12 protein-coding genes are annotated in these 12,090 nt (G+C 43.6%); 9 read left to right on the top strand and 3 right to left on the bottom strand.

The genetic code is table 11. The features are described from left to right. Position 1 precedes the first annotated feature (1 nt). The gene (locus V7K53_RS16540; protein WP_094350796.1) at positions 2-394 is read right to left on the bottom strand and encodes a DUF6335 family protein; all 393 of its coding nucleotides are present in this window, start codon (positions 392-394) and stop codon (positions 2-4) included. A 468-nt stretch (positions 395-862) separates the two neighbouring features. On the opposite strand from V7K53_RS16540, the gene V7K53_RS16545 reads away from it, so the two are divergent. From V7K53_RS16545 to V7K53_RS16585, 9 genes are all read left to right on the top strand, one after another. Further along, positions 863-1,960: a DJ-1/PfpI/YhbO family deglycase/protease gene (locus V7K53_RS16545; protein ID WP_335198586.1), complete on the top strand. Its 1,098-nt coding sequence runs from the start codon at positions 863-865 to the stop codon at positions 1,958-1,960. A 217-nt stretch (positions 1,961-2,177) separates the two neighbouring features. Further along, positions 2,178-2,876 (top strand): SRPBCC family protein, encoded by a 699-nt coding sequence (locus V7K53_RS16550; protein WP_335198587.1) that lies wholly within the window; start codon positions 2,178-2,180, stop codon positions 2,874-2,876. Positions 2,877-2,999: 123 nt separating this feature from the next. Beyond that, complete coding sequence (locus tag V7K53_RS16555; RefSeq protein ID WP_335198588.1) at positions 3,000-3,125, top strand: hypothetical protein; 126 nt, start codon at positions 3,000-3,002, stop codon at positions 3,123-3,125. 55 nt (positions 3,126-3,180) lie between these two features. Continuing rightward, positions 3,181-3,570 (top strand): hypothetical protein, encoded by a 390-nt coding sequence (locus tag V7K53_RS16560; RefSeq protein ID WP_335198589.1) that lies wholly within the window; start codon positions 3,181-3,183, stop codon positions 3,568-3,570. A gap of 180 nt (positions 3,571-3,750) precedes the next feature. Beyond that, a complete protein-coding gene (locus V7K53_RS16565) occupies positions 3,751-4,920 on the top strand; it encodes a zinc-dependent alcohol dehydrogenase (protein ID WP_335198590.1) in 1,170 nt (389 codons plus the stop codon). Positions 4,921-5,077: 157 nt separating this feature from the next. After that, positions 5,078-5,419, top strand: a complete 342-nt coding sequence (locus tag V7K53_RS16570) for a cupin domain-containing protein (protein WP_289798134.1) — start codon at positions 5,078-5,080, stop codon at positions 5,417-5,419. Between the two features lie 467 nt (positions 5,420-5,886). Beyond that, positions 5,887-6,510: a (2Fe-2S)-binding protein gene (locus tag V7K53_RS16575; protein WP_335198591.1), complete on the top strand. Its 624-nt coding sequence runs from the start codon at positions 5,887-5,889 to the stop codon at positions 6,508-6,510. Beyond that, entirely contained in the window at positions 6,497-7,480 is a 984-nt protein-coding gene (locus V7K53_RS16580) for an FAD binding domain-containing protein (protein WP_335198592.1), read from the top strand. The genes V7K53_RS16575 and V7K53_RS16580 overlap by 14 nt, the downstream gene beginning before the upstream one ends. Further along, positions 7,477-9,690, top strand: coding sequence for a xanthine dehydrogenase family protein molybdopterin-binding subunit (locus V7K53_RS16585; protein ID WP_335198593.1), 2,214 nt, complete (start codon positions 7,477-7,479; stop codon positions 9,688-9,690). Before V7K53_RS16580 ends, V7K53_RS16585 begins: the two co-directional genes overlap by 4 nt. A 12-nt stretch (positions 9,691-9,702) precedes the next feature. Here V7K53_RS16585 and V7K53_RS16590 read toward each other — a convergent pair whose 3' ends face one another. Beyond that, on the bottom strand, positions 9,703-9,855 hold the full coding sequence (locus V7K53_RS16590; protein WP_335198594.1) for a hypothetical protein: 153 nt from the start codon (positions 9,853-9,855) through the stop codon (positions 9,703-9,705). A 341-nt stretch (positions 9,856-10,196) separates the two neighbouring features. Continuing rightward, positions 10,197-12,017 carry an ABC transporter ATP-binding protein gene (locus V7K53_RS16595; protein ID WP_335198595.1) on the bottom strand — a complete coding sequence of 607 codons (1,821 nt, stop codon included), beginning with the start codon at positions 12,015-12,017 and terminating at the stop codon, positions 10,197-10,199. Between the last annotated feature and the right edge of the window lie 73 nt (positions 12,018-12,090).

The raw sequence follows: 12,090 nt of genomic DNA on the forward strand, positions 1-12,090 counted from the left end.
CTCATCGGTCTTGATAATCTTCAGAAGACTTTGGATCTAACTCCCAGCGATCGCCATCACGATCCTCTAAAATATCGTTGGTATGCAGAAACTCAGAATCAGCCATTTCTAGCCCCACTGCTGCTTCTAAGTCCTCCGTGACATTTTTATCGGGAGTGGAAGTACTACCACCAACAGCTTCATCTCCAACTGCATCTGCATCTTGCCAATAAGCATCAACATCTCCACCAGTCAGTTTCGGACTAGTTTCTGTGTACTCGTCTCTTTCATCCTGCATGGAGCGTCCGCCAATATTGTATCCCGGCAAGTCTTTTACACCAGTACCGTAGGATTCGGTAATCTCTTGTGGCAAATCATTACTTTTAATTTTGTCATTATGATTTTTTTCTGCCATGATACTAGCCCTTTTCTGCATTCTCACAATAACGTTTTCTTGTCAGCAATTTGTCTAACTAGAGGTGTATAACCTATAAAATAATCTATCCCCTGGGTACGACGCTAAACTAGCGATCGCGCCATAAGATTGTAGCTATGAATTCATGGTCAAGGAACTTGTAGTTGAAGTTATGAGTTAGAAGTTATCAAACCGAAATTATTTATTGGCGAGCTTTTCACTCATAACTATTTTCTGCTTAGATAAAATAGAAAAACAAAAAATTTAAGTTTGGCATTTTAACTTAGTATTTGGATTTATAACTATCTAAATGCTAAATAATTTAATAAGTTTAAGTAGCAAATGCTGATACTGAATAAGTAATTTAAAATTGTTTATTCAGTATTAAATCTGACTATTTATTGAACTGTCTTAATAGATAGACATTGTAGTTAGTTAAAAACTAGAAGTAAAAACGTAAGAGCATCTATGACTGAACATAACAATCACTCCGGTAAGAAAAAAGTTGCTATCCTCATTGAACAAGCAGTAGAGGATGCAGAATTTACAGTTCCATATAATGGATTCAAACAAGCAGGAATGGAGGTAGTAGTCCTTGGTTCGCGAATGAATGAAAAATATAAGGGTAAACAAGGCAAACTTAGCATACAAGCCGATGGTACTACAACGGAAGCGATCGCAGCTGAATTTGATGCAGTAGTGATTCCCGGCGGTATGGCTCCTGACAAAATGCGACGGAACCTTAATACAGTACGTTTCGTACAAGAGGCTATCCAACAAGGAAAATTAGTTGCTGCCGTTTGTCACGGGCCACAAGTTTTGATTGAAGGCGACTTGCTCAAAGGCAAAGAAGTCACTGGGTTTAGCGCTATTGCCAAGGATATAACTAACGCTGGTGCAAATTATTTAGATGAGCCATTGGTAGTTGACGGGAATTTGATTACATCTCGCGAACCTGGAGACTTGGCAATTTTCACCACAGCTATTTTGAGCCGTTTGGGTTATGGTGGCAAAGATGCTGCATTGCCAAATGAGAAAGACACAACTGCTGAATGGTGGAAGCTTGCAGATGCTTGGGGTGGCTCAACTAAAGGCGATATTAGCAAAGGTTTAAATACTGCCCTAACTGGCGAACGTTATTCACTCGAAGCATTTGAAAATTACTTTGAAAAGGAATCAGATAGCGAAGTTAAATCACTTTTTCAACAAATCATTGCTAATAAGCAACGCCACATTCAAAAACTGGAAACCTATCTTCAGTTATTGGGCGAAAAACCTTCTTTAGGTGCAAATATTGCGAATCAGTATGCCAAGGTAAAAACTGCCTTGACGGGAAGCGATGACATCTATCAGTTACGTTCCGCTTTGGGAGATATACAAACTGGTATCGGCGATATTGGTAATTTATCTGCGATGTTCACAGACCCAGTAGCAACTGCTATTTTCAAAGAAATTTACCAAGATTTATTGAAATCCGAACAGCAATTAGTAGAGTTGTATCGAGCGCGGATAACCGCTCAGATTCAGCCTCCTAAGCCGACTACAGGCGCAGCTATATCAATGTAACCAATCGCAGAGGCGCATACTCCTATGGAGAACAAAGCCATGCTTAATGTATCGTGAGTATTTGCGTTTTGGTTACTTTACTAGACATCCGATCAAAAAGAATTAGAGACGTAGTAGTACTACGTCTCTACAAGGTTTCTGGATAACGCATATTTAATTTCTGGAGTTATCTGGAGTTATCTGGAGTTATCTACTGTATGTAATGGAGAGAAAAAAAGTGACTTCGACATCAGGCGATAAACTTACTACTAGTCAGGGTGAAGCTAGTGAAGTAGAGCGTTGGGCATCTCTCATCGGTGGCGGTGCTATGGTGCTGATGGGTTTAAAACAAGGTTCTTTGCGGGGAGCGCTGACGGCTTTGGCTGGTGGTGGTTTGATTTATCAAGGTGCAACTAAACAAAGCACAATCCAGCAAGCACAGGAAGCAATCGGGATAAACCAACCCATCAAAGTTGAAAAGACGGTAACAATTAATAAATCGGCAGAAGAATTGTATCGTTTTTGGCATAACTTTGAGAATTTGCCCACCTTTATGAAGCATCTTAAGTCTGTCAAAGTGTATAACGAAAAACGTTCTCATTGGATTGCCAATGCACCCTTGGGTAACAGCGTGGAATGGGATGCAGATATTCTCGAAGACCGGGAAAATGAGTTTATTTCTTGGGCTTCTGTGGAAGGTGCAGACGTTGATAATTCTGGTTTTGTCCGCTTCAAAAAAGCACCAGGCGATCGCGGCACAGAAGTAAAGATTGTCTTGGAGTATAATCCACCAGGTGGAGCATTGGCAGCTACCGTAGCTAAACTTTTCGGTGAAGAACCAGAACAACAAATTGGTGATGAATTGCGCCGCTTCAAGATGCTAATGGAAGCAGGCGAAATTGCCACCACCGAAGGTCAAGCAAGTGGACGCAAGTAGTTGCGATGATTAGCGCCGCAAAAGCGATTAATAGCGATCGCTTTGTCAAATGCCTGAAAATGGTGAAAAAGTTTGCCAAAGCAAAAGTGATTAACTTACGAAGAAGTTAATGCTGGCGAAGTGTTGAAACAGATAATTGGTGGCTATGGCCCCGATGCTTGCATCGATGCTGTTGGTATAGAAGACCATCACATTTTTCAACAAAAAAAGGATAACTCTATCAAAGTTATTCTTGAACCTGAATGGTGAATAGTCATTCAGTCTTTTGAATTGTACACCCAACATAATGCAATTGAGGTTTTTTATGAATCGAGTAATTTCATGGCTGCGAAATATTCGCATTTCCCAAATCGTTGTAGTTTTCCTCGTAGGATTTATGTTCTTACTGGGTCAGACTTTTAGCTACACTAACATAGCACTGGCTGACGTTAAAACTCCAGAGGGTACTTATTACAAAGGAGCACCAAATGAGCAAGGTGAAATTAGAAACGATACCCAAATCAATAATACCCAAAAATCACAAAACCCAATCAAAAGTGCTGTTGATAATATCCGCGACAAGTTAAACTTGGATGAAAAAACTCCTGAAGCGACAAAAGAGTTTTTTGATCCTACTACAAACAGAGCCGGAGATGAAACTTCATCATTTACTAAAACTAGAGAAGGTACTTATCGCACTCCTTCTAGCAACTAACTGAGAGGTAGCAGCTAGACGGTTAAACAATTTTGGGTTGAGATTGTTGACTCATCTATTGTTGAATAACTTTTTAGCGGTTACTGAGACGCGATAGTTATCGCGTCTCAAAATCAAGTTAAATTTAGGATTTATCTTGATATAAATACTCCAGAAATTATAACTAAGGACTAAATAATTATGAAAGCAGTTTGCTGGCATGGAGCAAATGATGTGCGGGTAGAAACGGTTCCTGACCCCACAATTCTTAACCCGCGTGATGCCATTATTAAAATTACTTCCACGGCAATTTGTGGATCTGATTTGCATATTTACAACGGCTACATCCCTTCAATGGAAAAGGGTGATATCCTTGGACATGAATTCATGGGGGAAGTTGTAGAACTTGGAAGTGCAGTTAAAAATGTGAATATAGGCGATCGCGTCGTTGTTCCCTTCACCATCTCCTGCGGTAACTGCTTTTTCTGCAATCGGGATTTATGGTCGTTGTGCGATAACTCTAACCCCAATGGTTGGTTAGTAGAAAAGCAAATGGGCTATTCGCCATCAGGTCTATTTGGCTACTCTCATTTATTCGGCGGTTACGCTGGTGGTCAAGCAGAGTATGCACGAGTGCCCTTTGCTGATGTCGGCTTGTTCAAAATCCCCGATGGTTTAACGGATGAGCAAGTACTATTTTTAACAGACATTTTCCCCACAGGCTATATGGCAGCCGAGAACTGCAACATCCAACCCGGTGATATTGTCGCCGTTTGGGGTTGTGGCCCTGTCGGGCAATTCGCCATCAGAAGCGCATATATGCTAGGTGCTGAACGGGTAATCGCCTTTGACCGCATTCCCGAACGTCTGCAAATGGCTAAAGAATACGGCAAAGCTGAAGTTCTCAACTATGAAGAAGTGGATGTAGGCGAAGCACTCAAAGAAATGACTGGTGGTCGTGGCCCCGATGCTTGCATTGATGCAGTGGGAATGGAGGCACACGGCACAGATTTTATGGCGATGTACGATCAGGTAAAGCAAGCAGTACGTCTAGAAACAGACCGTCCAACGGCATTACGACAAGTAATTGTGTCTTGTCGCAAAGGTGGTCACGTATCAATTCCAGGTGTATATGGTGGTTTTGTAGATAAAGTGCCGATGGGTGCTGCGATGAACAAGGGCCTAACCTTGAAAATGGGACAAACACACGTCCACAAGTATCTAAAACCTTTGCTAGAACACATCCAAAACGGTGATATCGATCCAACATTTATCATTACTCACAGCTTACCTCTAGAACAAGCGCCCCACGGCTACGAAATTTTTAACGACAAGAAAGATAACTGCATCAAAGTTGTACTCAAACCTTGATGGGGAGCAGGGGGCACACTTCTCTACGAGAGGCTGCGCCAACGCTGCGCCAACGACTGCGCTCAGTGACCAGGGAGCCGAGGGGCAGAGGATAGTAATTAATGCTTAATGCTCCATTCCCCATGACCAAAGTTAAAACTATAAAGAGGCAAAAAATATGTCTGATACAACTGTTAGCAAAGTAGACTCTAGTCATTCTCCAAAAGGCCAACTTGGTCAAAAATATCTTGCATCTGGCAAAAATATTTCTATGCGTCTGTGGGAAAATGAACAACCGAACGAATCTAAAGAGCCAACAGCACGCGAATATGAAACTGTTGGTTATGTAATCAATGGTCGTGCAGAATTACATATTGAAGGGCAAACGATTTTACTAGAACCTGGGAGTTCTTGGATAGTACCAAAAGGAGCTAGCCACACCTATAAAATTCTAGAACCATTTACTGCTGTTGAAGCAACCAGTCCACCCGCTCAAGTTCACGGGCGAGATGAAAACTGATTTGCTGTTATTTGAAATTTGGCGATCGCTAAAAACTTATAGCCGCTTTCAATAACATAGACTATAAAGCGTTCATAGGGGAACAATATTCTTGTTCTCCTTTTTACTGTGCTTTGCAGCTTAGAAAGCATTGCAACAAATTTTTCTGCTGACTTATTTGGCGGTAGCAACAAACACCACACTAAATAAAGCATATTTAGTCTGGTGTTTCACTATTTATTCATTCGCCAGTCGAACTCAAACTCATGGCTTTATTCTGAAGACTGATACCTTAATTCTATTTTGAGAATTCTAGATAATACTTATGACATAAACCTTCTGATAGAGAGACATAGCAACATGAAATTGTATTCTATTAACAATGTCTTTTTAGAGAAAATGCTTGTAAGAAAGTCTGGTTTTTTAGCAATAATTTCAGTATAGATAATTACTCAATATTATTAACAAAAACAGAATGGAGCGAACAAATGAGGTTTGTCTTAAGACGCCGCAAGTTAGGTCAATTGATGGTCTTCAGCACAGTAGCGGCGACGATCGCTAATTTTGTAGAGAAAGCTGTAGCAGAAACTCAAGTCAAAAAAACTACTCCAATGCTGGCAACTTCCACTTCTGAAACTGTGAAGGTGACGCTGCAAGTGAATGGAACACCACATAATTTGCAGATTGAACCGCGTGTTACCTTACTTGATGCACTTCGAGAATATCTAGGATTAATTGGTACTAAAAAAGGTTGCGATCATGGTCAGTGTGGTGCTTGCACGGTGCTGGTTGATGGGCAACGGATTAATTCGTGCCTGACATTTGCGATTATGCACACCGACGCAAAAATCACAACTATTGAAGGGTTAGAACAAGGAAACAATCTGCACCCGATGCAAGCTGCGTTTCTGTCCCGCGATGCGTTTCAGTGCGGCTACTGCACGCCAGGACAGATTTGTTCGGCAGTGGGTTTGGTGAATGAGGGACACGCTAAATCGGATGCCGACATTCGCGAACTAATGAGCGGCAATATCTGCCGTTGCGGTGCTTATCCAAATATCGTGGCTGCTGTCCGCGATGTCTTAGAGGGAAAAAAAGATGCAGCCGTTTAGCTATAAAAAAGCGGGACAAGCAGAGAATGCCGTGGCTTTGGTTACTCCAGAGGTGGAAGCTGCTTACTTGGCAGGGGGTACGAGCTTAATTGATTTGATGAAGCTGAATGTACAAACGCCAAAACAGTTAGTTGACATTAACCCACTACCGTTAACCAAGATAGAAGTACAGGGTAACGGCGTGCGGATTGGAGCAATGACAAGCAATAGTGACGTTGCTTATAATCCGATAATTCAGGAGCGTTACCCGGTGCTGTCAGAGGCTTTGCTGTCTGGAGCATCACCGCAGCTGCGAAATATGGCAAGTGTGGGCGGCAATTTGCTGCAACGTACCCGCTGTTACTACTTCCGCGACACCGCCTTCCCCTGCAATAAGCGCGTTCCTGGTTCAGGTTGTCCGGCAGTCGAGGGTTATAACCGCATTCATGCGATTCTTGGTGGCAGCGATCGCTGTATTGCCACCCATCCCTCTGATATGGCGGTGGCAATGATTGCACTCGATGCCGTTGTGCAAACACGCGGTCCGAGAGGAGAACGTAGTATTCCCCTTGTAGATTTTCATCTTCTACCTGGCGAAACGCCACAAAGGGAGACGGTTCTAGAACATGGAGAGCTAATTGTTGCTGTTGACTTACCTGCTTTAAACTTCGCAAGGCGATCGCACTATTTAAAAGTCCGCGATCGCGCTTCTTATGCCTTTGCGATGACATCGGTTGCGGCGGCACTAGATATTCAAAATGGGATTATTCGCTCGGCACGCATTGCCCTTGGTGGCGTCGGTACAAAGCCCTGGCGTGCCTTTGAAGCGGAAAAAGCGCTTCTGAACAAGCTGGCAAACCAGGCAACATTTCAAGCAGCAGCACTGGCTGCGATCGCCGGTGCTAAACCTCAAAAATACAACGGCTTTAAGGTCGAACTGGCTAAACGCACAATTGTTAAGGCGCTGACAACGGTGGGAGGGATGGCATGAATACAGGGGATAAAAATATAGTTGTCGGCAAACCGTTAAATCGAGTTGATGGATATCTGAAGGTGACTGGTGGCGCACGTTACGCGGCTGAGTTTCCGGTCGCCAAAATGACTTATGGCGTGACAATTCAAAGTGCGATCGCCAAAGGTAAAATAGCCAAAATCGATACCAAGGCGGCGGAACAAGTACCGGGTGTATTAGCAGTAATTACCCACCTCAACGCGCCCAAAGCTTCTGGAGAAAAGGGCGGCGGTCATAAGGTGCAAGTCCTGCAAGATAACATTGTGCTGTATAGCGGTCAGCATATTGGTGTCGTCGTTGCTGATACCTTTGAACGAGCGATGTATGCTGCCTCCCTCGTACAAGTTCGCTATGACGAAGAGAAACCAACCATTAATATGCGGGACAATCTCACTAAGGCATACTTACCTAAAGGTAAAATCCCTAGAGACGAACCGCCCGATTTAGCGCATGGCAATGTCAACCAGGGACTAGCGGCGGCGGCTGTCCGCGTCGAGCAAACCTATACTACCCCAGTAGAAAATCACAATCCGATGGAGCCTCATGCTACAACAGCAGTTTGGCAAGGCGATGAACTGCTGCTGTATGACGCAACTCAGGGAATTTTTTCGACTCAAAAAAAAGTTGCGGAGGTATTAGGAATTGAGCCTGAGAAAGTCCGCATTATGTCTTACTTTGTGGGCGGTGGCTTCGGTTGCAAAGGGTCGGCTTGGTCGCATGTACCGCTAGCGGCGATCGCCGCAAAGCAAGTTAATCGCCCAGTGAAATTAGTTCTGGGACGGATACAGATGTATGGGCCTGTGGGCTTTCGACCGGAGACAATTCAACAGGTTTCTCTCGGTGCAACCCGCGATGGCAAATTGACTGCTTTGCGACACGCCGGCACTTCCCAGACTTCAACTTTCGATGAATTTATCGAACCTGTTGGTAAAAGCGCTCGTATGCTTTACGCTAGCCCGAATATCGAAACTAGCCACCATTTGGTTCAGCTCGATCAAGGAACACCAACCTATATGCGGGCCCCAGGCGAAGCTTCTGGGTCGTTTGCCTTAGAATCGGCAATGGACGAACTGGCTTATGCGCTCAATATCGATCCGGTGGAACTGCGTCTGCGTAACTATGCTGAAGTCGATCCTAGTAAAGGACTGCCTTGGTCGAGCAAGTCATTGAGAGAATGTTACAAATTGGGAGCAGAAAAGTTTGGCTGGCAAAAGCGCAATCCCAAGCCCCGTTCCATGCGAGACGGTAATTATTTGATTGGTTGGGGGATGGCGACAGCTACTTATCCTACCAACCGTTCCCCAGCATCAGCGATCGCTCAAATTATGGCAGATGGTACAGCCGTTGTATTGAGCGGTTCGCAAGATATTGGCACGGGAACTTATACTGTCATGACTCAAGTTGCAGCTGATGCACTCGGTTTACCAGTTAACAAAGTCCGCTTTGAACTAGGGGATACCAAGATGCCACAAACCCCTATTTCAGGTGGTTCCCAAACCGCCGCCAGTGTCAGTTCAGCCGTACATTTAGCGGGGAATCAAGCTCGCAGTCAGCTTTTGCAACTAGCACTTGCCGATCAAAAATCGCCCCTTTATAGTTCAAAGGCTGAGGATGTGATTGCTGAAAATGGCAGCTTTTTCTTAAAAAATAAATCCTCCGCCAGCGAAACATATCAGGCAATCTTGGCACGGCATGGAAAGAAAATGATCGAAGCGCGTGCAGATGCCAAGCCTGGAGAGGAACAAAAGAAGTTCTCAATGCACTCATTTGGAGCGCAATTTGCCGAAGTGCGCGTTGAGCCTGATTTGGGTGAAGTGCGAGTAACGCGCTGGGTAGGAACTTTTGGCGTGGGACGCATCCTCAACGCTAAAACAGCCAACAGTCAGCTGATCGGTGGGATTATTTATGGCATCGGCATGGCGTTAATGGAACACACGCTAACAGACCCTTATCGAGGGCGTGTTGTCAATGCCGATTTAGGTGAATATCACGTACCAGTGAATGCAGACGTTCCTGATATTGAGGTGTTGTTTGTGGATGAACAAGATCCACATATCAACCCACTTGGTGTCAAGGGAATTGGTGAAATTGGAATTACCGGAACTGCGGCAGCGATCGCTAACGCAGTCTATCATGCCACAGGTAAACGCATCCGCGATTTGCCAATTACCTTAGACAAACTGCTGTAGAGATGGCGATCGCTAAAAGGATGAAAGCTCAATCATACGATTAGCGATCGCCACATTACTTATATCTTGCACCAGGCGAATAGAAGTCGCAGCTACACAAGACTTTAGCTGCGGAGGCAGGTTGAAAAGCCTTGGTTTTGCGTTAGTCCGCGGAGATTCTCTCATTAGACTTCTTGGCATTTGTCGGGGTAAAGGTGAAAGGAAAAAGGGTTAAGAAACTCAAAATCCTTTCCCTTTACCCTTTACCCTTTACCCTAAGAGTGCAAAAATATATTTTTGCAAGATGTCTATTGATGTCAACAGGCGATTAGAAAATCCTTGTTGACACAACCAGGATCAAAGGCAATACTGCTCGGTTAAGTATTTTTAACTCGGCATTGGGTTTGGGGAAAAGGTTAAAGGGTAAAGGTTTTTTCTTTCCCCTTTACCCTTTTCCCCTTAACCGACAAGTATTGGGATCAAAGGTAGTTTTTCGACGGAAAATTTAGGGAATGAAACACCCCTGCCTAACTCAGGAGTTCTCCTGTTTCTTGCAGGGAGTGCAAGCGGCGGTAAATACCCTCGTGACGCAAGAGTTCATCGTGGCTACCAACTTCTACAATCTTTCCTTGCTCTAGAACAACAATTTTATCAGCTTCCCGGACTGTGCTTAAACGGTGAGCAATCACAATGGTGGTGCAAGTGCCCTGAATCGATCGCATCGCTAGCTGAATTGAACGCTCAGACTCATAATCTAAACTAGAGGTGGCTTCGTCAAAAATCAGCACGTCTGGTTCCACTAACAACGCCCTAGCAATTCCTAAACGTTGTCTTTGTCCTCCAGATAACCTGACACCTCGTTCTCCCACAACGGTGTAATAACCTTGTGGTAAGTGCTGCACTACTTCATCAACTCTGGCGATTCTACAGGCTTCCTTAACCTGCTCCAAACTGGCATTCGTTCTACCATAAGTCAGGTTATCCAAGATAGTACCGTTGAAAACGTCTACTTCTTGGTGAACGATCGCTAGCCTTCGTCTATACTTACCTACATTCAAAGTGCGAATATCTTGACCATCAATCAGAATTTGACCTTCTTGAGGTTCAAAATATCGCAACAGCAATTTCACTAAAGTAGACTTACCAGAACCGGAACGCCCCACTAATGCCACTGTTTGGTATGGCTCAATCAACAAGTTGATATCTTGCAAAACTTGACGGTTGGCATCATATCCAAAACTGACGTGTGACAACTCAACTTTTCCAGTAAATTTATAAGGTAATTCTGTCTGCTTACTCTCTTCTAAAAGACTAGCTGAATCAGATGCAGTTGGCTCTTGGAGAAATTCGTGAAACCGCAACATTGAAGAATAACGACGAGCAAAAATTTCTGCCAAATTGCTAATAGGTTCTAATTCGGCATAAGCCATGCTAGAAAGAGTTAAAGTCATGACAAAGTGACCGAGAGAAATTCTACCGTCTACTGTTGCTGCGAGAGTCATACCCAGAATAGTAAATACGCAGAACTGAATTACAGTTCTTTGCCAAGTAGCCAGTTTCGTATAACCTTTGTGGACACGATACTCAACCACAATTAGTTCGCGATCCAAACGTTGCTTTTGCCGCTTCAGTTCGTTAGCTTCTGTAGCAAATGCCTTCACCGTTTTGATGTTGGTAATCAGTTCCGAATTGCGGCTTTCAGTATCTTCTCCATATTTATCCAGAATAGTTTCGTGCCAAATTAGCTGCTTTAAATCTTTCAAGGTAAAGCTAAGAATAAGCACAAAGGAAATCAGATATAAAATCGCAATTCGCCACTCAATCACTAAGATAAATACGAAAATTCCCAGCACCCGAACTAGTTTAGGAATCAACTGTCCCGCAATTTCAGGGTATGTAAAAGTGTGGTTAGCAATACCTCTAGCTATTCTTCCAGCGATGCGTCCAGGGTTATTTTCATCATAAAATTCTAGTGGGAGAGTGAGAATTTTTTCGATGGCTGTTTGGGCTTTTTGCCGACGTAACCTTAAGGTTATACCCCAATGAAACCAATGGGTTAACCAAGGTTGTGTTGGCGCTCTCACTACGGTGACAAGGAAAACTAAACCCAGCAATAAACTCAAAGATAGAGTTTTGGTAACTGGATAATTAGTGATGTCCGAAAAAGTTGCGATCGCACTTTGAAGTGGTTTGTCCAAAGGTTGAGCAGACAAAACGTTTAAAATCTGCCCGATCGCATAAGGAACAACCAAATCAATAATTTCGTAAACGCTGGATGCTGCGATACTAAAGAGACTCAGCTTCCAATCAGAGCGAAAGTAATTGACAATATCTTGAAATTTGGCCATGATGCACACCGTCCAAGAGCGCGATCGTAAACTTGGAATTTATATACTACAGACGTATTACAAAGTAGTCAAG

This window comes from Nostoc sp., assembly GCF_036917355.1.
Taxonomy (GTDB): Bacteria; Cyanobacteriota; Cyanobacteriia; order Cyanobacteriales; family Nostocaceae; genus Nostoc.

What these genes read in the sequence shown, in the direction of transcription:
- V7K53_RS16540 (WP_094350796.1), bottom strand. Translation starts at nt 394, where the DNA reads ATGGCAGAAAAAAATCATAATGACAAAATTAAAAGTAATGATTTGCCA.
- V7K53_RS16545 (WP_335198586.1), top strand. Translation starts at nt 863, where the DNA reads ATGACTGAACATAACAATCACTCCGGTAAGAAAAAAGTTGCTATCCTC.
- V7K53_RS16560 (WP_335198589.1), top strand. Translation starts at nt 3,181, where the DNA reads ATGAATCGAGTAATTTCATGGCTGCGAAATATTCGCATTTCCCAAATC.
- V7K53_RS16565 (WP_335198590.1), top strand. Translation starts at nt 3,751, where the DNA reads ATGAAAGCAGTTTGCTGGCATGGAGCAAATGATGTGCGGGTAGAAACG.
- V7K53_RS16570 (WP_289798134.1), top strand. Translation starts at nt 5,078, where the DNA reads ATGTCTGATACAACTGTTAGCAAAGTAGACTCTAGTCATTCTCCAAAA.
- V7K53_RS16575 (WP_335198591.1), top strand. Translation starts at nt 5,887, where the DNA reads ATGAGGTTTGTCTTAAGACGCCGCAAGTTAGGTCAATTGATGGTCTTC.
- V7K53_RS16580 (WP_335198592.1), top strand. Translation starts at nt 6,497, where the DNA reads ATGCAGCCGTTTAGCTATAAAAAAGCGGGACAAGCAGAGAATGCCGTG.
- V7K53_RS16585 (WP_335198593.1), top strand. Translation starts at nt 7,477, where the DNA reads ATGAATACAGGGGATAAAAATATAGTTGTCGGCAAACCGTTAAATCGA.
- V7K53_RS16590 (WP_335198594.1), bottom strand. Translation starts at nt 9,855, where the DNA reads ATGAGAGAATCTCCGCGGACTAACGCAAAACCAAGGCTTTTCAACCTG.
- V7K53_RS16595 (WP_335198595.1), bottom strand. Translation starts at nt 12,017, where the DNA reads ATGGCCAAATTTCAAGATATTGTCAATTACTTTCGCTCTGATTGGAAG.